The organism is Raoultibacter phocaeensis (assembly GCF_901411515.1).
Classification (GTDB): domain Bacteria; phylum Actinomycetota; class Coriobacteriia; order Coriobacteriales; family Eggerthellaceae; genus Raoultibacter; species Raoultibacter phocaeensis.
Genome location: NZ_CABDUX010000002.1, coordinates 626,173 through 649,374, shown reverse-complemented (window position 1 = coordinate 649,374; position 23,202 = coordinate 626,173). Strand labels below are relative to the sequence as shown.

The 23,202-nt window shown below is 62.5% G+C and carries 22 protein-coding genes; all 22 read right to left on the bottom strand.

Features of this window, described 5'->3' with window-relative positions:
- Positions 1-9: 9 nt before the first annotated feature.
- The 22 genes from fabF to secA all read right to left on the bottom strand — a co-directional run bounded on the left by fabF (position 10) and on the right by secA (position 23,073).
- Complete coding sequence (gene fabF / locus FJE54_RS10580) at positions 10-1,287, bottom strand: beta-ketoacyl-ACP synthase II (protein ID WP_139652747.1); 1,278 nt, start codon at positions 1,285-1,287, stop codon at positions 10-12.
- Positions 1,284-2,066, bottom strand: a complete 783-nt coding sequence (fabG, locus tag FJE54_RS10575; RefSeq protein WP_139652746.1) for a 3-oxoacyl-[acyl-carrier-protein] reductase — start codon at positions 2,064-2,066, stop codon at positions 1,284-1,286. Before fabG ends, fabF begins: the two co-directional genes overlap by 4 nt.
- Positions 2,063-3,022, bottom strand: a complete 960-nt coding sequence (locus FJE54_RS10570) for an ACP S-malonyltransferase (protein WP_255467375.1) — start codon at positions 3,020-3,022, stop codon at positions 2,063-2,065. Before FJE54_RS10570 ends, fabG begins: the two co-directional genes overlap by 4 nt.
- Before the next feature lie 11 nt (positions 3,023-3,033).
- The gene (locus FJE54_RS10565) at positions 3,034-4,014 is read right to left on the bottom strand and encodes a DUF561 domain-containing protein (RefSeq protein WP_139652745.1); all 981 of its coding nucleotides are present in this window, start codon (positions 4,012-4,014) and stop codon (positions 3,034-3,036) included.
- A gap of 9 nt (positions 4,015-4,023) precedes the next feature.
- A complete protein-coding gene (locus FJE54_RS10560; RefSeq protein WP_139652744.1) occupies positions 4,024-4,245 on the bottom strand; it encodes an acyl carrier protein in 222 nt (73 codons plus the stop codon).
- A 308-nt stretch (positions 4,246-4,553) separates the two neighbouring features.
- Positions 4,554-5,075 (bottom strand): MarR family winged helix-turn-helix transcriptional regulator, encoded by a 522-nt coding sequence (locus FJE54_RS10555; protein WP_255467374.1) that lies wholly within the window; start codon positions 5,073-5,075, stop codon positions 4,554-4,556.
- A gap of 1 nt (position 5,076) precedes the next feature.
- Positions 5,077-5,931 carry a DegV family protein gene (locus FJE54_RS10550; RefSeq protein ID WP_139652743.1) on the bottom strand — a complete coding sequence of 285 codons (855 nt, stop codon included), beginning with the start codon at positions 5,929-5,931 and terminating at the stop codon, positions 5,077-5,079.
- 957 nt (positions 5,932-6,888) lie between these two features.
- A complete protein-coding gene (locus FJE54_RS10545; RefSeq protein WP_139652742.1) occupies positions 6,889-7,329 on the bottom strand; it encodes a hypothetical protein in 441 nt (146 codons plus the stop codon).
- A 75-nt stretch (positions 7,330-7,404) separates the two neighbouring features.
- Positions 7,405-7,656, bottom strand: coding sequence for a putative Se/S carrier protein (locus FJE54_RS10540; protein ID WP_255467476.1), 252 nt, complete (start codon positions 7,654-7,656; stop codon positions 7,405-7,407).
- A gap of 5 nt (positions 7,657-7,661) precedes the next feature.
- A complete protein-coding gene (yedF, locus tag FJE54_RS10535; protein ID WP_180326701.1) occupies positions 7,662-8,279 on the bottom strand; it encodes a sulfurtransferase-like selenium metabolism protein YedF in 618 nt (205 codons plus the stop codon).
- Between the two features lie 68 nt (positions 8,280-8,347).
- Positions 8,348-9,493 carry an aminotransferase class V-fold PLP-dependent enzyme gene (locus tag FJE54_RS10530; RefSeq protein WP_139652739.1) on the bottom strand — a complete coding sequence of 382 codons (1,146 nt, stop codon included), beginning with the start codon at positions 9,491-9,493 and terminating at the stop codon, positions 8,348-8,350.
- Complete coding sequence (locus FJE54_RS10525; protein ID WP_139652738.1) at positions 9,490-10,302, bottom strand: acyl-CoA dehydratase activase; 813 nt, start codon at positions 10,300-10,302, stop codon at positions 9,490-9,492. The genes FJE54_RS10530 and FJE54_RS10525 overlap by 4 nt, the downstream gene beginning before the upstream one ends.
- A 45-nt stretch (positions 10,303-10,347) precedes the next feature.
- Positions 10,348-10,656, bottom strand: a complete 309-nt coding sequence (locus FJE54_RS10520; protein ID WP_139652737.1) for a putative Se/S carrier protein — start codon at positions 10,654-10,656, stop codon at positions 10,348-10,350.
- A gap of 5 nt (positions 10,657-10,661) precedes the next feature.
- Positions 10,662-11,939: a double-cubane-cluster-containing anaerobic reductase gene (locus FJE54_RS10515; protein ID WP_139652736.1), complete on the bottom strand. Its 1,278-nt coding sequence runs from the start codon at positions 11,937-11,939 to the stop codon at positions 10,662-10,664.
- A gap of 296 nt (positions 11,940-12,235) precedes the next feature.
- On the bottom strand, positions 12,236-14,236 hold the full coding sequence (rnr, locus tag FJE54_RS10510; protein WP_139652735.1) for a ribonuclease R: 2,001 nt from the start codon (positions 14,234-14,236) through the stop codon (positions 12,236-12,238).
- 4 nt (positions 14,237-14,240) lie between these two features.
- A complete protein-coding gene (locus FJE54_RS10505) occupies positions 14,241-15,515 on the bottom strand; it encodes a S41 family peptidase (protein ID WP_139652734.1) in 1,275 nt (424 codons plus the stop codon).
- Between the two features lie 15 nt (positions 15,516-15,530).
- Complete coding sequence (ftsX, locus tag FJE54_RS10500) at positions 15,531-16,445, bottom strand: permease-like cell division protein FtsX (RefSeq protein WP_139652733.1); 915 nt, start codon at positions 16,443-16,445, stop codon at positions 15,531-15,533.
- On the bottom strand, positions 16,438-17,292 hold the full coding sequence (gene ftsE, locus FJE54_RS10495; protein ID WP_255467372.1) for a cell division ATP-binding protein FtsE: 855 nt from the start codon (positions 17,290-17,292) through the stop codon (positions 16,438-16,440). Before ftsE ends, ftsX begins: the two co-directional genes overlap by 8 nt.
- A 44-nt stretch (positions 17,293-17,336) precedes the next feature.
- Positions 17,337-18,320: a transketolase family protein gene (locus FJE54_RS10490; protein WP_139652732.1), complete on the bottom strand. Its 984-nt coding sequence runs from the start codon at positions 18,318-18,320 to the stop codon at positions 17,337-17,339.
- On the bottom strand, positions 18,313-19,149 hold the full coding sequence (locus FJE54_RS10485) for a transketolase (protein WP_139652731.1): 837 nt from the start codon (positions 19,147-19,149) through the stop codon (positions 18,313-18,315). Before FJE54_RS10485 ends, FJE54_RS10490 begins: the two co-directional genes overlap by 8 nt.
- 23 nt (positions 19,150-19,172) lie before the next feature.
- Entirely contained in the window at positions 19,173-20,267 is a 1,095-nt protein-coding gene (gene prfB, locus FJE54_RS10480; protein ID WP_139652730.1) for a peptide chain release factor 2, read from the bottom strand.
- A 10-nt stretch (positions 20,268-20,277) separates the two neighbouring features.
- Positions 20,278-23,073 carry a preprotein translocase subunit SecA gene (gene secA / locus FJE54_RS10475; RefSeq protein WP_139652729.1) on the bottom strand — a complete coding sequence of 932 codons (2,796 nt, stop codon included), beginning with the start codon at positions 23,071-23,073 and terminating at the stop codon, positions 20,278-20,280.
- Between the last annotated feature and the right edge of the window lie 129 nt (positions 23,074-23,202).

Here is a 23,202-nt window from a genome sequence, read left to right as displayed (position 1 = left end):
GCCTCCTGCTTAGCCGCAATACGGCGCGATGGCCAACGACGCGTTATGCCCCCCGAACCCGAGCGAGTTCGAAAGGGCGACCTTTTGGGAATAATCGCGCAAAGGCTCTCTCAACACTCGAACCGGACACGCGGGATCGGGTTCGGAAAATCCCGTCGTCGCCGGCACGACGCCTTCGACGACCGAACGTGCGCACACGATGGCCTCGACGGCACCCGCCCCGCCGAGCATGTGCCCGGTCGATCCCTTGATCGAAACGACCGGAACCTCGCAACCTTTACCGCAGAGGCCGATGAGCGCCTGCGCCTCCGCCTTATCGTTCGCCGGTGTGGACGTTCCGTGCGCGTTGAGGTGCCCGATATCCTCAGGACCGAATCCGCCCTCTTCGAGCGCAAGGCGCATGGCGCGCACGAGCCCTTCGCCGTCCGGTTCGGGGGCGGTCATGTGATACGCATCGCCCGTCGAGCCAAATCCGACGATTTCGGCGATGATGTGCGCACCGCGCGCACGGGCATGATCGAGGGATTCAAGCACGACAGCGCCCGCCCCCTCCCCGGCCACAAACCCGCTGCGGCGCTTGTCGAACGGCACGGAAGCCGCATGGGGATCGGCGGGTTTCGTCAGCGCCCCGAGGTTCGAGAACCCTGCGAGAGATACAGGCGTGACGCTTTCTTCGGTGCCGCCCGCAAGAGCCGCATCAAGATAGCCGTGCTTGATGCTGCGGTATGCGGCCCCGATGCAGTGGGTCCCGGTCGCGCAGGCGGTCACGATATTGGTGCACTCCCCCTTGAGTCCGAAGCGGATCGAGAGGTTGCCCGCCGCCATGTTGGAGATGACGGTAGGGATGAACAGCGGGATCACGCGCTTGGGGCCTTTGGTGTTCAAGGTAACGCTTCCCTGCTCGAACGCTTCGAGTCCCCCGATGCCCGAGCCGAACACGCAACCGATGCGGGTCGCATCCTCGTTCTCGATGGCAATGCCCGCCTGCGCCCACGCCTCGTCCGAAGCGATGAAGGCGTACTGCACGAAGCGCGCCAGACGATGCGCCTCTTTCTTGGTGAGACCGAGCGCAAGCGGATCGTAGGCGGGTATCTCGCCTGCGATCTTCACATCGAAGGAGTCGCTCGGAAACCGCGTCAGGGGCCCGATGCAGCACCGCGCCTCCATGACGGCTTGCCAGAGCGCCTCGACCCCGACACCGGCAGGCGAGATTGCGCCCGTTCCGGTTATAACCACGCGATTGCACCCGTCCGGGGTGCGCACGTTCGATCGATCCTGCACGCTCATAGTGCCATCCCCCCGTCTATGCCGACGACCTGCCCGGTGATGTAGCCCGCCTGATCGCTCGCTAGAAACCCGACGAGCGAAGCCACTTCCTCGGGCGTGCCGTAGCGCTTCGCCGCGATGCGATCGCGTATGGCGGCCTGCTGTGATTCGGAAAGCGCGCCGGTCATATCGGTTTCGATGAACCCGGGAGCAACGACGTTCACCGTGATATTGCGGCCCGCAAGCTCTTTCGCAAGCGATTTCGCAAGGCCGACAAGCCCCGCCTTCGATGCCGCGTAGTTCGCCTGGCCGGCATTGCCCGCAAGCCCGACAACGCTGCCCATGCAGATCATACGGCCGAAGCGCTGCTTCATCATGTACGAGCTCGCGGCCTTGCAGCAGTTGAACGCTCCTTTGAGGTTCGTTGCTATCACCGCGTCGAAATCGTCTTCGCCCATGCGCATGACAAGCGCGTCGCGCGTGATGCCCGCGTTGTTCACGAGCACATCCACACGGCCGAGGGCTTCGCGAGCCCCATCGATGAGGGATTTCGCCTCGCACGCGTCGGCGACGTTTGCAGCGAGTGCGATAGCGCGCACGCCGTAGGCATCGCGAAGGAAGGCGGCGGTCTCTTCGGCAGCGGAAACGCTTGCCTGCGACGCGCAGTTTACGCAGACGTCCATACCTGCGCGTGCAAGCTCGCAGGCGATGGCACGGCCGATGCCGCGACTCGATCCGGTTACCACGGCGACGCGCTCGGATGCACCGTCGGCAGCGGCGTCGTGTTTCAGTAGTGTCATCGTTGTTCCTTTTCGTTCTCGGTGTTAGCGCAATAGCGCTCGCATGCTGCTTCGAAACCTGCACGATCCTCGACGCGCGTGCGAACGAGGGTCTTATCGATTCGCTTGACGAGCCCGACGAGCACGCCGCCGAATCCGGTTTCGACGAAATCGGACGCGCCCGCTCGCGCAAGCGATCGTACGCTCTCCTCGAAGCGCACCGGGTGTGTGAGATGGCGCGCGAGGTGATCGGCCGCATCTTTCGCCGCAAGCGGGCGCGCATCGACGTTGCATACGAGCGGGATACGCGCCTCGGCGAACGTCACGGACGAAAGGTATGCGACAAGCTCGTCGGACGCCTCCGCGAGAAGCGGGCTGTGGAACCCGCCTTCCGTTGCGAGCAGCGCCGAGCGCTTGTTGCGGGAAGCCCATGCCTCCTGCGCACGCGCGATCGCACCCGGCGTTCCCGAAACGACGATCTGCCCCGGGCAGTTGTAGTTGGCGGCCACGAGCACGTCGCCTTTTGCGCTGGCTTCGCATACGTCGCGGACCGATTCTTCGTCAGCCCCGATGAGTGCGCACATCACACCCGGATGCTCGGCGGCGGCACGTTCCATGAGCTTCGCCCGATGCGCCGCAAGCGCAAACGTCTCTTCGAGGCCGAGCATGCCCGATACCGCAAGCGCCCCGATCTGCCCGAGCGAGAAGCCGAGCACGGCACCCGGCATCACCCCACGGGCAACGAGCGCGCAAGCGATACCTGTCGAGAGCGCGCAGATGACCGCCTGCGCGCAGAGCGTACGGCCGAGTTCCTCGGCGCTCCCTTCGGCCGCGAGCGCACGGACGTCGAATCCGAACGCCTCCGAAGCGCATGAGAACGCTTCGGCCACTTCGGGCACCTCGAGCAGATCGGCACCCATGCCGGGTGCCTGCGAGCCCTGGCCCGAAAGCATGAAAACGGGTCCGTTTCCGTTCAAAACAAGCTCCATCAAGCGCCCCGCTGCATCGGCGTACGATCCGCATTCGCCTGCGCAAGCTCTTCGAGCGAGCGCATGCCAAGCGCTTCGGCCTGCCCGATCATCTCGGAGATCGCCTCGCGGGCAGTTTTGCGCTCGTACACGATACCCGCCGACTGGCCGGCCATCATCGAACCCCGCACCACATCGCCCTCGACCGCCCGCCGAAGCGAGCCGGCGTAGAGCGCTTCGAGCTCCCTCGGATCACACGAGGGATCGGCCTCAAGCGTCCTGACGTTGCGCGAGAACGCGTTTTTGAGACCGCGGACGGGATGCCCACCCGCTCGTCCCGTCACGATCGTATCGGAATCCTTCGCCGCGATGACGCGATCTTTGTACGCATCCGCAACCGTGCATTCATCGACCGTCAGAAACCTCGTTCCCACCTGCACTCCTTCGGCGCCGAGCGCGAACGCCGCAGCCATCGTGCGCCCGTCGGCAATGCCTCCTGCGGCGATAACGGGAATCGACACCGCATCGCACACGGCCGGCACAAGCGCCATCGTGGTGAGCTCGCCGATATGGCCGCCCGCCTCGCAGCCCTCGGCAACCACCGCATCGGCACCGAGGCGTTCCATCCGTGCAGCAAGCGCGCTCGACGCCACGACGGGAACGACTTTCGACCCCGCTTCCTTCCACATATCGATGTAGGCCGACGGGCTGCCCGCGCCGGTGGTGATGACATCGACTTTGAGGTTCGCCAAAAGCTTCGCCACCTCAGGCGCTTCGGGGTTCATGAGCATGACGTTCACGCCGATGGGCCTATCGGTCATCGAGCGCGCGATGCGCACCTGCTCTTCGATCCAGGCAAGCGGCGCGGCTCCCGCAGCGATGATGCCGAGACCTCCGGCTTCGCTGACCGCCCCGGCAAGACTCGCGTTGGCGACCCACGCCATTGCGCCCTGGATAACGGGATGCTCGATCCCCAAAAGCTCGGTTACCCGCGTTTTCATGCGCGCCGCCTATTTGAGGGAGTCGATGTGCGCGACAAGCTCGCCGATCGTCGCGATGTTGTCGGGCTCGCCGAACTCGATATCGCATTTCTCCTCGATATCGCAGATGAGCTCGACCATATCGAGCGAATCGATGCCGAGCGAGTCGAGGGTTGCCTCTTCGCTCACCTGGTCGCCTTCGATATCGAGGTTTTCAGAGAGTACTTCTTTCACGGTGTCAAGCGTTGCCATGATCGTCCTTTCCCGCACGCATGCGAAGCTTTTTCGCTTCCGCGCACTTTAGTCTTACTTTCTAATAGTTTGATAGTCTAAGCTTTTTTCGCCGATAATGCTGCTTCTCATACCTTTTACACACGAGTCCATGATTTCTGCAAACGGTGTATCGGAGTCGGGCGCTACACGGGCCGAATCGCGCCATCCGCGAACCAAGCCCGTCCGCACCTTCGCGTCAGACCCCCTCGTCGCTCCCAGGACCGAACCCGCCCATCGCCTGATGCACGCGGAGCTGCGCCCATCGGTCGCCCAGGCGAAATGCGCCGTTACGCCTGCTCGTCGAAGAACGTCTTCACTTTGGCGAGCGCATGCACGAATACGCGCTCTTCCTCTTCGGTGAGTGCCGCGAGCGCCTCGTCGATCATCTTTTTGTGGAAGAGTCCGTGGGCGCGGTACACCTGCTTTCCACGCTTGGTAAGCGAGACGAGCACTTTGCGCCGGTCGTCTTCGCTGCGCGTGCGCGAGATGAACCCTTTGTCGACGAGTTTGTTCACCGCCGTCGTGAGCGTGGCAAGCGTCACGCCGAGCCGCGCGGCAACCACGTTCATGGGATTCACCTCATGCAGCCCCACCGCAACGATCGTATGGATCTCGGTGATGGTCAATCCCTCGGTGAGCTTGTTCTGCAGAGATTTCTCCTCGGTGCGCAGCACCGAGTTGAACGTGCCGGACAGCAGTTCGTCGAGCTCGTCGCGGCGCTTCAGGGCAGCAGCGTCGAGTTGCTGCCGCGCGCGCTCAGGTTGCTGGTTGTGCTCGTCCATGGCTCCCATCCGTTCGGTTGTTCCCATTCTACCCGTTTAAGGGCGAAACGGCCATGCCGATTACGCCGATGCCCGCGTGGGTTGCCACCGTCGCACCGCACGCGTCGATTCCCGCAACCTCGAATTCGATTCCCGCTTCCCGAAGCGCTTCGATGAGCTTCTCGACCTCTGAGCCGTTGCGCGCATGCATGAAGCGGAGCTTGAGCGGACCGTACGCTTCGGCGTGAAGCTGGGCAGCTTCGACGAGGCGCTTGATGACGCCTTTTGCGCCCTTCACCTTGTCGAGGTTCACCAACCTGCCGTCTTCGTCGAGCGCGAACACGAGCTTGATGTTGAGCATGGCGGCTCCCTGCGCCTGCTCCGGTGAGATCCTGCCGCCCTTCACAAGGTTATCGGTCGAATCGGGCGCAAGGTACAGATGCGTTTTCGCAGCGGCCCTTCGGAGCACCTCTGCGATCTCTTCGAACGTCGCGCCCTCATCGCGCAGGACGCACGCTTTTTCGACGAGCAGCCCCAAACTCGATGAAGCGTTCTTCGAATCGATGGCGACGACGGGGATGTCGACCGCTTCGGCGGCCATCTCGGCCGAGGCGAGCGTGCCCGAAAGCACGGGAGCGAGATGCAGCGAAACGATAGCATCGAAGCCCTCTTCGGCGAGCCGTTCGTACACCGCCGCGAAAGCGCCTGGCGAGGGCTGGGAGGTCAGGGGGATCTCGTCCGATGCGATCATGCGATCGTAGAAATCTTCCGATACAAGCTCCACCTGATCGAGAAGCGACGCCTCCCCGACTTGGATTGTGAGGGGAACCATGACGACGTTACGACGCTCGTACTCTTCAAGCGACCAATCGCACGTCGAATCGGTAACGATGGCGATGCTCATAGGCAAACCTTCTTTCTCATCCTGACCGGACGCTGCCCGGACAGGCACGGCAGATGCGCCGCACGGTTTCAAGACCGACCCATCGTAGCGCAATTAGTTTGATTATCAAACTAATTTCTATCGAGAAGGAAGCAGTAAACCAAATCTTCAAATTTCGCGTCGTGTCGCCGAGGGCCCTGCGCCCTCGGCACTGGCCGAGCGCGACCGGTGCGCCGCGGCCGCACGGTTGCGGCTCTCGCACACTGGACACGCGGGATCGCCGTCGGGTGTTAGCGAGGTCGCGTCGGCATCAGTTCGACGGCGAAAACCCCGCCAGATGCACGTTTTCCGCCCATGTGTTGCGGAATCGGGCTCCTTGGGCCGCCCCAGAGACCCGCCGACAACGCCTTCCGTCGGCGCGCGATTGGCTGCAGCACCGTGATCAGGGGATTCATTCGAGCCGACAGAAGCGGCCCCGACCCCTGTGCCCCCGGGCGCAACACAAAGAAGGAAACTGTGCAGAACAGGCCGTCTCCGCTGCTGAACCAGGATCGGCATACGCCCGTAAAGGGCACGCGGGCGGCGAGGGACGCGGGCGGGTGTCGGCGGCGGTTCGGCGGCAGAAGGCCGCCCGAAGCCCAAAAATCGCCGTCGTGAAGGATTTGAGGGGCTTCAAGGCACCGACGGGATACGTAAGCGGAAAACTGCTGCATGCACCGAGGAACCGACGGGTCGGTGACCAGGGGTTATCGCTACCGTGGAATCTGCTTGCATCGATAATACATTACAGAACACTTCACAGCGGCAATTATTGGGCTTTTGGGCGCCGCACCGCTCGATATTGACGCGACCTTTCATGGCACTTGACGGCCATCTGGCGCATCAGTGCTCCGAGCGGGCGGATCGCCGTCGGGCACCATGCGGGCCCGCGCTGATATCGGCCTGACGGCGGACGCCCGGCATGCACCCGTGCGCGGCCTACCCTTTAGCTGCGAGCGATTCTTGGGCTTTGGCTTTCGTCTCGTCGGTTGCAAGCACGATGGACGGCTCGCTTCCGGGATCCTCCTGCACGGCGCTCGCAACGTCGCAAGGCGCAGTGCCGTCGGTAAGCCGCGCATCGCTGTAGAACCACACGGTGTGCACATCGAAGCCGTCATGCGCCACGACGTCGGCAAACACCGCTTTCAACTCGTCTTCGGGCGTATCGGCAGGCACTGCCACGCGATAACTTGCGCCTTTCAGCTCACCTTGGGAATACTGCTGCACTTCTTCGGCGACGACGTACTCGACGCTCGATTGCTTCTCGGCCTGTTCGTCCGTCTCCTGCGAATCGTCGGGTCCAGCACCGCATGCGCCGAGCACGCAGCAAAGCGCGCACGCACACAGAACAAGCGCGATGATCTTCTTCGGAGCATTCATGTGCAAACCCGCCTTCCGATCGGCTGTTATCCCCGTTCAGTATAGACTATCTCACCACTGCGGACAGAGCGAAGCTCAAAGCTTTCGCAGCAGCGTGTAGCCCTCCGCCTCTTCGGCATAGAGCGAGGCGAGGCCGCGGCTCTCTTTTGCGGAAGAGGCAAGCGCCCAAGCCCGATCGACGTCCTCGGCTTCGAAGCGAAGCGACATGCCGCAACTCGCGGTGATGGAGCGGGGCGTCGGCATCACGACGGGTTGCACAGAGGCAAGGGCCCGGTTCGCGGCCATGGCCGCGTGGGTCGACTCGAATGCAAGCAGGTAGCGCGGCATGGCGATCACAGCGCGATGACTTTAGCCGCCTCTTGCATGCGGCCGAGGATGTCGTACATGTTGGAAACCTCGCCGACGGCGAGGACGTCCTTGACGCCGTAAAAGTCGAGGCACGTTCCGCATACGAGCACTTCGGTACCCTTGTCGCGCAGCGTCCGTACACTCTCGATAACCTGCTGTTCCCCGCCGGCAACGAGCTTCACGCCGGAATTCATGAACAGAAGCGAGACCGGCGCCTCTTCGGATTCGGAAAGCGTGTACAAAGCCATCTTCATGAGGTTGTAACCCAATTCCCCATCGCCTTCGCCCACATGGTCCTTGCCGATGAAGACGCTAAAGCCGCAGCCTCTCTCAGACGAGCAGGCTGCATGCGGAGATGCGGCGATAGCGGCAGGCAAAGCGGAAACGGCGCCATCCCCCTCGGCGAAGGACACGAGCCATCCTCCCCCGATCTCGTCTACCGATACGGACAGGCCGGTCTTGCCGCCCAGTCTTGTAAGGTTGTTTACGGCCGTCTGGTTGTCCACCTGCACGGAAAGCTCGCGGCACCCCGCGTCGATCTCCTTCTTGGCCAAAACGAGCGGTTTGGGGCACTGCATGCCGAATGCATCGATGATCTTCATGGTTGTCCAATTCCTTTCCGGGGCGCCCCCGCAATCTGTATATGTATAAGCCGTATGGCTCGAAGTCCTCATCGCACGGCGCGCACGACGGCCTCGAGGGCGGAAATCCCCTCGTCGATCTCCTCTGCTGTCGTAAAGTGCGAAAAGCTGAAGCGTACGGCGCCGTTTTGCTCCGTTGCCAGCGCACGGTGCATGAGCGGGGCGCAGTGCGCGCCAGCCCGCACGCAGATGGAATGCTCGCGGTACAGCTCATCGGCCACCATCGCCGAATCAATGCCGCAGACGTCCAAAGCGACGATCGGGCATCGGTCGATACCGCCGCGACCCCCAAGCACACGCACGCCCGAAACCTCCCGCGCCCCACACTCGAACCGCTCGGTCAAAAGCCCGAGCCGTGCAGCTGAAGCGGCCACGCCCTCGCGTTCGACGAATGCCATGCCCGCCGCAAGCCCCGCCAAACCGTGCGCGTTGAGCGTGCCCGCCTCCAAAGCCTCGGGCATGAAGCGGGGGTGTTGCTCGTCGAAGCTCGCCGTGCCCGAGCCCCCCACAAACAGCGGTGCGACCTCGATGCCCTCGGCAACCGCAAGTCCGCCCGTACCCTGCGGACCGAACAGGCTCTTATGCCCGGTGAAGCATACGATATCGGCTCCGAGCGCGCCCATATCGATCGGCACGGTACCTGCCGTCTGAGCGGCATCGAGCACGAAAACCGCGCCTGCCGCATGGGCAGATGCGGTCATGCGGGCGATATCGTACACATCGCCCGTGAGGTTCGACGCATGCGTGGCGACGACGAGGTCCGCACCGCCTTCCAGCAACCGCTCGTAGGCGCCGAAATCAAGCGAGGCGTCCGGGCGTACCGGCGCAACATCCACCTTGCAGCCCCGTTCGTCGCGGGCTTTGAACAGCGGGCGCAACACCGAATTGTGCGAAGCCGCCGTCGTCACCGCCCTCCCCCCGCACGGAATCGTGGATGCAATGGCGATGTTGAGCGCAGCTGTGGCGTTGTGCGCAAACGATACGCGTGCGGCGCACGGAGCACCGAGAAGCCGTGCCGCCGTTTCGCGTGCTTCGAAGACGGCCATGCCCGCATCGAGCGACGCGCCGTGCACACCGCGACCGACGCCGCCGAATGCGCCGAGCGCGCGCACTACCGCATCGGCCACCTCGGGGGGCTTTCTCAGGGTGGTTGCCGCGTTATCGAAGTAGATCATTGCACCGACGCCTTTCCGTCCACTGAATCATAGCAGGTATTCGAAGCGACATGCGCCGCATCGTGCGCACACAGCGCCGCTCCCACAGCACCCGCGAAACGCGCCTCGGGCACGCTTCGCACCGGGCTTTTCAGACATGCGCTCAATCGCTCGACCACGTAGCCGTTATCGCATAGGCCCCCGGTGAGATAATACCTCTGCGAGCCCATCTGCGATGCGAGCGAAGCGACCCGCGCCACCACCGATTCGATGACTCCGTTGGCTATGTTCTCACGCGACTCGCCCCGGCCCACAAGCGAGATCACTTCGGATTCGGCGAACACGGTGCACATGCTCGAAATGGGCGTGGGATGCCCGAGGCGCGCAAGGCGGGCGAGCTCGTCTTGGGTAACCGCCAAACGATCGGCCATGATCTCGAGAAAACGGCCCGTTCCGGCCGAGCACTTGTCGTTCATGACGAACTTCTTAACCGAACCGTTTACCAGCACGATGACCTTCGTGTCCTGGCCACCCACGTCGATCACTGTGCCGTCGCATCCGAACAGGTACGCGGCACCTTTGCCGTGACAGGTGATCTCAGTTACGACGTGTGCGGCATACGGTACGGCCACGCGCCCGTAACCAGTCGCCGCAACCGCGCACGAGCGCACGTCGTAGCCCGCATCGACCAGCAGACGTTGAGCGCGCTGCGCAGCATCCACGCTGCTGAACCCCGTCGGGCACAGAAACGTGTCCGCGAGTTTGCGCGCTTCGTCCATCACGGCGACCTTCGTACTCGTCGATCCCACGTCGATGCCCACGTAATGCATATCCGTTCCTTTCCGCTTCTCGCTGCGCACTGAAACCGTGCCGTATCAGCAAAACCGATCCCGGTCGGGTCGTATCTGGTTTTCGAGCCGGACTACGTCCTCGATGCGCGCCTTGCATTCCTTCGCTGCGGCCCTGATGCGCCCCTCGTCATCGCACGAGACGAGCAAACTCATGCCACAGGTTGAGCGGGCGGCGCGGGGCGTCGGCGCAATGCGAGCGCCGACGCCTAAACCCCTCAACGCGCGGTGCAGCGCAAGTCCGTCGGTGTGGCTTTGGAACAGTACGTAGCAATCGGCGGGCTCGGCGCTATCCGCCGCAAAGCCCGATGCCGGCCTTCCATCCAAGGCTCCCATCGCGTCTACGCTTCGAGCATCTCGACGAACGCACCCACGCGCGTGCGCAGCTGTTCGGCATCGTTGTCGGTGTAATCGGTTTCGAGCGCCAAAACCGGAATGCCTTCGGCCTCGAGCGCCGCAGCCAACCCCGGTTTTTCTACGTCGTAGAGCGTGCAGAACTTCAGGTTGGCGTCGATCACGCCGTCAACGTGGTACTCCCGGGCCATGCGGACCACATCCTCGATCCGTCCTGGATTCGGCGTGAAGCAGGCGCAGTTGTTTTTCATGTACCGCTCACTCAGCGCTTGGAACTGCCCTTCGATCGTTTCGGCGCTTTCGTCCACCAGGTTCTCGAAGTAGCGCGTGCCCGTGCACATCTCCTCGCACACCACGGCCGCACCGCTCGTCTCGATGATATGGTGAAGCTTCCAGTTAGGGATGGCGAGCGGCGTGCCTGTCACGAGGATGCGCTTCGTGTTCTCGGCAAACACGCTTACGCCGTCTTCGATGCGCGCTTCCAGCTCGTCGGCGAGCTTGTTCGCCATCTCGGCGCAGCGCGCCGGATCGTCGAAGAACGCGATCTGCATCATGAGAAGCGCATCTTTGCCACTGATGGGAATGCAGTCTTTCGCCTTACGCGCCTCGAATACCCGCCCGAGCGCACGCCTCTTCTCGTTCACGAGTGCGATGGCGTCCGCCAAGCTGGCGGCCGTCAGTTTTCGTCCTGTAACCGCTTGGACCTCGGCGGCGAATTCGGCGATCTCCGCCGTCCATGCGTCGATGTCCTTCTGACGCTTCATCTGGGGCACGTCCATGACGTAAGTGCGCTTGTCGGCACCGAGTATCTCGTAGGCTTTCTTTTTGCCGTCACACGTAGTTTCGCCTACGTACAGGTCGGCAACACTGAAATACGGGCATGTCTTGCCGAAATGGGCGCCCAGCGACGCTTTGATGAGCGGGCACATGTCGCTCGGCAGCACCTTCTCGCCTTCGGGCACCCAGAACTGGGAGCCACCGCAGAGCCCCGTAACGGCACCGCCGCAGGCGATGATCACCTCGTCGGGCACGAATACGCAAAACGTGCCGAACACCTTGCCACCCTGCTTCTGGAGTTCGATGAGCTCGGCGGGGCGAACGCCGTGGATTTCGGATACGACGAAATCGTAGAAAGCCATGTTCTCGGGACGGTTTTCCTGCGACAGATACGTATCGCCGAATGCCATGGGCAGCACCGCGCACAGCTGGTCATGGGTCTCGAGGTCCATGTCCAAATCGGTCCACATCTGACGGTAGTCAGTCATAGTTGCTCCTTGCGAAATTGGGATATTCTCGTCATAAGGGCCGTAGCGGGCACAACGCGAAAAACCGCCCGAACGGCGGTGCAGAAAAGCGAGTACGCTGCAGAAGCGCGCTCGCCTGCTTCCCTTGAAGCGGAGGCAGCGGGATCGTCGGATGCGCAGAAACCGAAACGCGGTGAAAAGCAGAAGATCGAACGCGCTCGAATCCGGAAACCCGCCGATGCCCAGTATAGCGCCGCACCCTGATTCCAGCGGGGAGAATGCCATGAGCGCACGGGCGGGCGCGCAAGCGGCAATCGCTACCGCTCGCGGGCGGCGAGGCGAAAATCGAGCTTGCGCTGGCTCAGATGCGCTTGCTCGAGGACGATACGCACTCGTTGCCCGAGCCGGTATACCCTCCCGCTCTCTTGTCCGACGAGCGCATGAAGCCTCGCGTCGAGGGCGAAATACTCATCGCCGAGCTCTTTGAGCGGCACGAACCCCTCGGCCGTGTTGGCCAGCCGCACGAAGAAGCCGTAGCTTGCAACGTGCGCTATCACGCCGTCGAAGGCCGAGCCCACTTCGTGGGACATATACTCCACGATCTTGTATTCCTGCGACTCGCGCGAAGCCGTCTCGGCGATGCGCTCCATCTCCGAAGAATGCTTCGCGATCCACGCCAGATTGTGCACCTGCTGTTCGAACGTTTCGGACTTCCCGAACAGCTGCGCTTTGAGCATACGGTGCACGACGAGGTCGGGATAGCGGCGGATAGGACTCGTGAAATGGGTGTACGCATCGCTTGCCAGTCCGAAGTGCTGATCGCATTCGCTTTTGTACTCGGCGCGCTTCATCGAACGCAGTACGAGCGTCGAAACGAGCTCCGCCTCGGGCCTGCCCGCCGCCCGGGCGAGTACCGCCTGGATGGCTTTGGGGTTTCCGACGGAAAACGCCGCAGACGAGACGTCTTTGAAGTAATCGAACTCCTGCAAAACAGGCACGAGCTCCGACAGACTCTCGGGCGAGGGGGGCTCGTGAACGCGGTACAAGCTCGGGAAGCCCCGGCCCAGCAGATGCGAGGCCACCGCGTTGTTCGCGAGGATCATCGCCTCCTCGATCATCTCGGTTGCATCGGTTCTGCGTCTCAGCACGATTTCGATAGGCGCTCCGTCTTCGTCGAGCTGCACCTTCGCCTCAGTCGTATCGAAGTCGATGCCGCCGTCTCGCCGGCGCTTGTCGGCAAGCTTGACGGCGAGGGCGTGCAGCGCGACGAGCTTATCCGCAAGCGCCGGATCGATTGCGCGATCGGGTGCGCCGTCGAGCAAGCTTTGGGCCTCGTCGTAGGTCAGGCGCGCGTTCGATTCGATGAGGGAAGGGTAGAATTCGCACCGTTTAAGCTCCCCTTCCGCGTCGAGATACAAATCGGCGGTCATCGCACGGCGCGGCTCGCCCGGCTTGAGCGAGCAGATGTCGGCCGAAAGCTCTTCGGGCAGCATCGGGATCACGCGGTCCACAAGATAGACGCTCGTTGCTCGCCGGCGCGCATCGAGATCGATCGACGAGTTCCACGCCACGTAGTGCGATACGTCGGCGATGTGCACGCCGAGACGGATGAGGCCGTCTACCGCGTCAAGGGAGATCGCATCGTCGAAGTCGCGCGCATCGTGCGGATCGATCGTGAACACCGTGCGCTCGCGCAGGTCGCGGTACCCTTCGGCACGTGCGCCTTCGGCATCGACCTTCGCCTCGCGCGCCTGCTTAAGCGAAGCGGGCGAGAACGTCGTTTCAAGCTTGTGGCGCGCGATGATCAGATCGATCGCGAGATCCTCGTCGTCCGCACGCCCGATCACCTCTTCGATCACACCCGTGGCGGCGCTTGTTCGCGAGGGGTAGGCGGTAATGCGCACGCGTACCGCATCGCCGTCCTGCACGTGCGGGTAATCCTTGCGCATCGTGAAGATATCGTAGGGAATGCGCCGGTCTTCGGGGACGACCACGCCGAAAGGCTCCGCGACCTCGTAGCGCCCCACGATGTTTTCATGCGCCCGGTTCACAACCCGCACCACACGTGCTGGGGGATTATCGCTTTGCTTGCCGCGATCCTGATGCGCTTGCTTGCGCTGGGCGCTCGCTCGTTCGCGTGCAAGCTCGACCACATCCCCGTCGAACGCGCCCGCCATCTTCGATGCGGGCACGAAGAACTCGCCCTCGGCCGTCTGCACGAACCCGTAGCCCGCAGCCGATACCTTAAGGACGCCGCGCGGGTTGCTGCGGGGAGTGCGGCGTGTTTTCCGCCGTGACGTTGTGCGCTTGCGGCCCATGGCGCTACAGCTCGATGAGCGACAAAGCGGTCTCGAGTGCGAACTGCTTCTGGTTGTCTTCTTCCCCGTCGTCGTTCACGGTGATGTCGGGGGAGATGCCCGCATTGTTGATATCGTAGCCAAGCGGTGTGCGGTAGTATGCGGCCGTGTACCTGAGCGCGCCGCCGAAGCTGAGCTTCTGCACGCGCTGCACCGAGCCCTTGCCCATGGTCTTCGTACCGACAATCGTCGCACGCTGGCTGTCTTGCAACGCGCCCGCAACCACTTCGGCAGCCGCCGATGTATCGCCGTTCACCAGCACTACGAGCGGTTTGTCGGTCGCCGTCGTGCTGCTGCCGACCGATTTCGTGCTCACGCCGTCGCGCACGGTTTCGATTTCCACGACGACGCCGCTTTTCATGAACAGCGATGCCACGTCGACCGCCTGCGTGAGGTAGCCGCCGGGATTGCTGCGGATGTCGAGCACGAACGAAAGCGCTCCCTGCTCTTCGAGTTCGGCCACGGCATCGCCAACGAGCGCTGCGGAGTTTTGCGTGAACTGCTTGAGCGAGATGTAGCCCACCTGATCGTCTTCAAGCGAAGTCGTGACGTTCGGCTCCTGGTACACCGCCGTCGTAAGCGTCGTGGAGAACTCGTCGCCTCCCTCTGCATCGGCGGTGGCGGGACGCCGCCACGTCACCACGACCGAATCGCCCTCGTCGCGCGAAAGCGCATTGATGACCTCGTTCGCCGACCATTCCTGACTGCGGTCGCCGTCGATGGCCACGATGAAATCGCCCGCTTTGACGCCGTTCGCGTCGGCCGTCGACCCCTCGAACACATCGACTGCGTACGCACGCCCGTTGCGCTCGGAGAACAGCACGCCGATACCACCGTACTTGCTCGCGTTCTCCTTGATGAACGCTTGGTAGCGGGTCTCGTCGTAGTAGCGCAGATACGGATCCTCAGTCGCCTCGGCGAACGAGGCGAGAATGCCCGAGGTGGCTTCATCGAGGTTGTAAGAATCCATGCTGTCGTTGGAAAGGATACCCTCCACCTCGGCGACGCGCGCCGAAATGGAGCTGTACGTATCGCCCCTCACAGTAGCGCCGGGGTTCTGTTCCCCCGCCACGATGAGCGATTCGAACCCGATGCGCTTCAAGATGCCCTGATCGCCGCGGAGCAGGAATCCCGCGGCGAATGCAAGGCACACGCAAATGCAAACAGCGAGGATCTTGACGATCCTCGCGTTGCGTGCACTTGCCGCTTTGAGCTTGTTTGTTTCGCTGTGGTTGGCCATGGCCGTGTATCGCTTCTACACCTTCAGGTAGCGGCGCATGGCAAGCGCCGATCCGATGAGGCCGATGAGCAGACCCGCGACGACGAGCGCCGCATAGATCAGAAACGTCGTCGAGGTGCCGAGATCGAGCGGCAGCCACACGAGCGCCGTCGATATCTTCGGGAACACGATCGAGCGCAAGAGCTCGAGAGAGCCGACCGCCAGAAGCGAGCCAATGATGGCGTGCAGCGCGCCCTCCATCAAAAACGGCCCGCGGATGAACCCGTTCGAAGCGCCGACGAGCCGCATAATCGCGATCTCCTTGCGGCGCGCGAGGATGGCCAGGCGGATCGTGTTGTTGATGAACACCATCGCGATGAAGATCAGAAGCGCGATAAGAGCAATGCCGATGTAGCGGATGTAGTTCGTGAGATCGAACAGGCGCTGAACGCTCTTCTGGCCGTACTTGAGCGAATCGGCCGGATCTGCGGGATTGTCGCAGATCTTCTGGAACGTGGCGTTATCGCGTATCTGCCCCGCGATCGTCTCGACCATCTGCGGGTCGGCGAGCTCGACCTCGATCGAGGCTGGCAGCGGGTTTTGGCCGTCGAGCTGATCGACGATCTCGGGATTCGAGGTCATCGAGTTGCGGAAGTTCTCAAGCGCCTGATCTTTCGTGGTGAAGCCCACGCTCTCGACGCCCTCGAGACCCTGGATGTAGTTCTCGAGTGTCGTGATGTCAGAATCGGACGCATCGTCTGAGATCCACACCGAAATGGACACCTTGTCCTCAACCGACGACACCACGTTCTCGACGATGAAACCGCCGATGAGGAAGATGCCGATGATCAGAAGCGACAAGAATATCGTGACGATGGAGCCGAGCGCCGTCGATAGATTGCGGGTGAACCCGGTAAGCGATTCTTTGAGAAAGTACAGAAGGCTAGACATCGAACCCGTACACCCCCCTGTCCTGGTCGCGGGTCAGACGGCCCTTGTCGAGCGCAATGACGCGCCTGCGCATGTTGTCGACCATCTCGCGGTCGTGCGTAGCAACGAGCACCGTCGTGCCCGTGCGGTTGATGCGCTCGAGCAGATCCATGATGCCGCGCGAAGTCTGCGGGTCGAGGTTGCCGGTCGGCTCGTCGCAAATGAGCAGCGGCGGACGGTTCACGATGGCGCGCGCAATGGACACACGCTGCTGCTCGCCGCCTGAAAGCTGATCGGGGCGCTTGTTGAGCTTGTCCTGCAATCCGACCAAGCGCAGCACCTCGGGCACCTGCGTTTTGATGACGTGGCGGCTCTTGCCGATTACCTCGAGGGCGAAGGCGACGTTCTCGAATACGGTCTTGTTCGGGAGCAGCTTGAAATCTTGGAACACGCAGCCGATGTTGCGGCGCAGGTACGGCACGCGCCAATTGCGCATGGTCGAAAGGTCCTCGTCGGCTACGTAGATATGGCCCTGCGTAGGCTTTACTTCACGGATGAGCATGCGGATGAACGTCGATTTGCCCGAACCGGAATGCCCGACGAGAAACACGAACTCGCCCGCATAAATCTGCAGGGAGATGTCGTCGAGGGCGGGCTTGTTGGGCTGGGCCGGATACACTTTGGTCACATGATCAAACGTGATGACGGGCGTGCCCATCGGCTGGGGCATGTCGTCGGCGTCGAGCATGGGGAGCGACGCGGAGAGCTGCGAAGCAGCCTGCCCTCGCGCGGGCGCCGCCGCCTGCCTCGGACGCCCCGCGTGCGCACCGGTGCGCGCAGGAGCCCCTTGGAAGTTATCGTTTGTCACAGAATGCTCCGTTCGAATAGTCGATATACTGAGACGCCGTAATTCTAGCAGATCGCCTTTCGGGCCATCGTCTTCTTCACAGCTTCAACAATGGCTCTGGCATCGAGCGAGAAATAGGCCATGAGCTCTGCGAATTCGCCCGATTTGCCGAAGGTGTCGCGTACGCCGACGAATTCGCAGGGCGCAGGATGTTCCTCGGCGAGCGCTTCGGCCACAGCGGACCCGAGCCCGCCTACGACCGAGTGCTCTTCGGCTACGACGGCGCATCCGGTTTTCGCCACCGAGCCCACGATGGTGGCGCGGTCGAGCGGTTTCACCGAAAACGCATCGATAACCTCGACCGATACACCCTCGTTCGCAAGCATGTCGGCGGCTTTCAGGGCTTCGTCGATCTCCACGCCGCACGCGACAACCGTCGCATCGCATCCCTCGCGCAGCACATAGGCGCGTCCTGCTTCGAGCTCGACGTCGTGCGCGTACACGCACGGGACCGAAGCGCGGCCCATGCGCACGTACACCGGACCGGGCGTGTTCGCCGCGATGCGGATGGCAGCGCGCGCGGAAGCGTAGTCGGCAGGCACGAGCACCGTCATGTTCGGAAGGCCGCGCATGAGCGAGATGTCTTCAAGCATCTGGTGACTGCCGCCATCGGGGCCGACCGAGATGCCCGCATGCGTAGGAGCGATCTTCACGTTGAGTTTGGAATAGGCAACTGTATTGCGGATCTGGTCGTAGGCGCGGCCCGTGCCGAACACGGCGAACGAACCGGTGTAGGCGATGTGGCCGGTAAGCGCGAGGCCCGCCGCAACGCCGATCATGTTCTGCTCGGCGATGCCCACGTTGAAAAGCCGCTTTTCGTTTCCCGGTGCCGCGCTCGCGAACTTCTTTGTGGTGGTCGATCCCGACAGGTCGGCATCGACGGCTACGACAGGCACTCCCTTCGCTGCAAGCTCGGCGAGCGTTTCGCCGAAGGCCGCACGGGTGGCCTTTTTCTGAGACGCCTCTTCGGCTGATGCGAACTTAACCACGGCTTGCTCCTTCCGCCTCGAGTTCGGCAAGAGCAGAGGCGAGTTCCTCTGCGTTCGGAGCCTTGCCGTGCCAGCCCGCCTGACCCTCCATGAACGACACGCCCTTGCCCTTGACGGTCGTGGCGATGACCGCATGGGGTTTGGCTCCCCCCGCCGCCTTCAAGGTGCCTAAGAGTTCGATGAGCGCCTCGATGTCGTGGCCGTCTACGCGAGACACGTCCCAACCGAATGCGGCGAACTTCTCGCCCAAATCGCCCGATGCGCACACATCGTCACAGGCGCCGTCGATCTGCAGGCCGTTCGCGTCGACGATGCAGACGAGATTTCCGAGCTTTTGGTGCGCGGCAAACGTTGCCGCTTCCCACACCTGGCCCTCCTGGCTCTCGCCGTCGCCGATGAGTACGAACACGCGGCCGTCGCGGCCGTCGAGTGCAAGGCCGCTTGCGGCTCCTGCGGCGATGGAGAGCCCTTGGCCGAGCGAGCCGGTGGACACCTCGATGCCCTCGAGCAGGTTGGAATCGGGATGCCCCTGAAGCCTCGTGCCGAGCTTGCGCAAAGACATGAGCTCCTCTTTCGGGAAGTACCCCGCTTCGGCGAGCGTAGCATAGAGCGCAGGCGCCGCATGCCCCTTGCCGAGGATGAAGTAGTCTCTATCCGGATCGTCGGGGTGAGCCGGATCGTGCTTGAGCACGCCTCCGAAGTACAGCGCCGCCAGTATATCGGCACAGGAGAGCGATCCGCCCGGATGCCCGCTTCCCGCTTCGGCGATCATCTTCACGATGTCCTCGCGGATATCGCGCGCCTTGTTCTCGATCTCGGTACTTTCCATGCCCGCCCTTCTTCTCTTGCTCCTTAAGACGATACGCGCCACTTGTGGTATCCGAGCACGAACTCGTCGATCTCGCCGTCGAGGACCGCGTCGACGTTGCCCGTCTCGATGTTGCTGCGCACGTCTTTCACCAATTGGTAAGGATACAATACGTAGTTGCGAATTTGGCTGCCGAAGGAGTTTTCCATACGCTCTCCCCTGAGCGCCTCAAGCTCCTCTTCGCGCTTGCGCTCTTCGAGTTCGAAGAGCTTCGCGCGCAGCACCTTGAACGCCGCCTCCTTGTTCTGAAGCTGCGATTTCTCGTTCTGGCACGTGACGACGAGCCCGGTGGGCACGTGCGTGAGGCGCACGGCGGAGTCGGTCGTGTTCACGCACTGGCCGCCCGGACCGCTCGAGCGGTACACGTCAACCCGCACATCTGCGGGGTTCAGGTCGATCTCGATGTCGTCGGGAAGCACGGGAAGCACTTCCACGCCCGCAAACGTAGTGTGACGGCGCTTCTTGTCGTCTGTCGGCGAGATGCGCACGAGCCGGTGCACGCCCGATTCGCTTTTGAGCATGCCGTAGGCGTTGCGGCCTTCGATTTGGATCGTGGCCTTGTCGAGCCCGATGCCGTTTCCGGGTACGAGGTCGAGCACGCGCGCCTTCCAGCCCTTCTTCTCGGCGTAGCGCGTATACATGCGGTAGAGCATCTCGGTCCAGTCCTGCGCTTCGAGTCCCCCCGAACCGGGATTGACGGTAAGGATGGCATCACCCCCATCGAAGCGGCCCGAAAACCACGATGACACCTCGAGCCGATCGAGCAGCGCGTCGAGCGCGTCGAGCGCGTCGGCCGCTTCGTCTGCAAACGCAACGTCTTCAGCCGCAAGGTCGAGCGCCGCTTGGGCGTCTTCCAGAAGCGTTTCGGCCTCGTAGTACTCGTCGATGACATCGCGCAGATTGCTTGCCTGCTTCGACACTTCCTGAGCATGGGACGCATCGTCCCAGAACCCGGGGGCCGCAATTTCCTTGTCGAGCAAAGCCAGTTCGGCCTTTTTCTCATCTACATGCAGATAGCGCTTCGCATCCGCGACGCGCACGCCTACCTGCTCGATATCTTTCAGCTCTCTGTCAGTCATACCGGAACCTCTAAGCTCCGTGGCACTTCTTGTACTTCTTGCCCGAGCCGCAGGGGCACGGGTCGTTGCGGCCCACATTGGCGAACGGGTCGTCCTTGTCCTTCTCCACCGTCTTGGCCTTACCGGTTGGGGCGGCCTTCGGCGCGGGTGCGGGCATGCCCTTCGCCTGCGCAGCCGCAGCTTGCGTGCGCTCGGCCGTGGTCGTGGACGAATCGGTCAGCGTCGCCTCGGGAGACGAATAGCTCACCTTGCCGTCGAGCGGGCTTTTCTCCTCGGGCACTTCCTTCACGGCTATCTGCAGGCGCAGAAGCGTGCGCAGGAAATCTTCGTACATCGACACGGTGAGCGATTCGAACGCGGAATACGCCTCGTTCTTGTACTCGACGAGCGGATCGCGCTGGCCGAAGGCGCGCAGGCCGATGCCCGCTTTGAGGTAATCCATCTCCTGGAGGTGCGCCATCCACTTCGTATCGATAATGCGCAGCATCACTTGCGCCTCGAGGTTTTTCATAGCCTCGCTGCCGAGCATCTCGGTCTTCTCGTCATAGACCGCCTGTAAAAAGTCGACGATACCTTCGAGCACCGCATCGGGGTCGTCGTCGTGGTCGAGGGCCGCCACGTCGAAATCGGTACGGCCGCACATGTTTGCGACCCAAAGCTCGATCGCTTTGGCGTCCCAATCGTCGGAGGGCACTTTCTCGGGGCAGTTCTCGGCGACGACGCTCTCTGCAGCGTCGCGGATGATTTCGGGAATGCGGTCGGTGAGGTCCTTACCGTCGAGGATGGCGTTGCGCTCCTCGTAGATGGCGACGCGCTGGAGGTTCATGACATCGTCGTATTCGAGAACGTTCTTACGGGCAGCGAAGTGCATGCTCTCGACCTGCCGCTGAGCGCCCTCGATCGCCTTCGACACCATGCCGGCCTGGATCGGCGTATCTTCGGGCATGTCGGTCTTTTCCATCATGCGACCGATGGAATCCATACGGTTTCCGCCGAAGAGCCTCATAAGATCGTCTTCGAGCGACAGGTAGAACTGCGTGAGGCCCGGATCACCCTGACGACCCGAACGGCCTCTGAGCTGGTTATCGATACGGCGGCTCTCGTGGCGCTCGGTGCCGATGACGGCAAGGCCGCCCGCTTTGAGCACGCGGTCGTGCTCGACCTCGGTGACGGCTTTCGCCTCGGCAAGCGCGCTTTCGCGCTCTTCGGCCGACGGTGCGGGCGCTTTGCCCTCTTCAACCTCGGCGCCTTCCGGCAGCTCGGGATCGTACCCGCGCTCGCGCAGCACATCCTCGGCCATAACCTCGGGGTTTCCTCCCAAGAGAATGTCGGTACCGCGGCCCGCCATGTTCGTGGCGATGGTGACAGCGCCCACGCGGCCCGCTTGGGCGATGATGTGCGCCTCGCGCTCGTGGTTCTTCGCGTTCAGTGTCTCGTGCTTGATGCCGCGCTTGTCGAGCAGGCGCGAAAGCTTCTCGGAACTCTCGATCGACACAGTGCCGATGAGGCACGGCTGCCCCGCAGCGTTGCGGGCGGCTACATCGTCGGCGACTGCGTTGAACTTCGCGTCGATGTTGCGGTAGATGAGATCGTCTTCGTCTTTGCGGATTACCGGTTTGTTCGGCGGGATGGCCATGACGGGCAGGTTGTAGATCTGGCGGAACTCGGCATCTTCGGTCATGGCCGTACCGGTCATGCCGGCGAGCTTTTCGTAGAGGCGGAAGTAGTTCTGCAGAGTGATGGTGGCAAGCGTCTGGTTTTCTTCGCGCACAAGCACGTGCTCTTTCGCCTCAAGCGCCTGATGGAGGCCTTCCGAATAGCGGCGGCCCTCCATGATACGGCCCGTGAACTCGTCGACGATCTTCACTTCGCCGTCGATGACGACGTAATCGACGTCGCGGTGGAAGAGGAACTGCGCCTTCAAGGCCTGCTGCAGGTGGTTTGCGAGCTGGCCCGACGGGTCGGCGTAGATATCCTCGATGCCGAGCATGGCTTCGATCTTCTCAAGCCCGCTCTCGGTGGCGTTGATCGTCTTCTTCGCCTCGTCCATGTCGAAATCGACATCGCGCGCAAGCCCGGGCATGATGCGGGCGAACTTGTTGTAGGTCTCGGCCGCCTGCGTTCCCGCGCCGGAGATGATAAGCGGGGTTCGGGCCTCATCGATGAGGATCGAGTCGACCTCGTCGACGATGGCGAAGTTATGGCCGCGCTGCACGCGGTTGCCGGCTTTCGTGACCATGTTGTCGCGCAGGTAGTCGAAGCCGAACTCCGAGTTCGTGCCGTATGTGACAGCCGCTTGGTAGGCGGGGATTTTCTGATCGGGCTTCATGCCGTTTTGGATGAGGCCCACGTCCATCCCGAGGAACTTGTAGATGCGGCCCATCCATTCGCTGTCGCGCTTGGCCAGGTAGTCGTTCACCGTGACGATGTGCACGTTGTTGCCGGTAAGCGCGTTCAAATAGCCGGCGAGCGTGGATACGAGCGTCTTGCCTTCGCCGGTTTTCATCTCGGCGATCTGCCCGTCGTTCAACGCCATGCCGCCGATGAGCTGCACGTCGAAGTGGCGCATGCCAAGCGTTCGGACACCCGCCTCGCGCACTGCGGCGAACGCCTCGGGCAGAAGCGATTCGAGCGCTTCGCCGTTTTCCTGCCGCTCCATAAACGCAGCGGTGAGTGCCGTGAGCTCAGCATCCGAGAGCTCCTGCATCCCCGCTTCCAAGCCGTTGATCTTCTGAACCGTATCTTCGTAACGCTTAAGCTGCTTCCCTTCGCCAAGCGTGAGGAGTTTCGATAAAAAACCTGCCATGTACGAGCCGTCTTTCTCTCATGTTTCAAGGGCGTATAAGCCTGTCGATCTACTCTATCACACCTCGTATAACGTCAAAGGAAATCCATACCGCGTAAAGCGATTTGAAACGTTTGCGCGAAGCGCTTG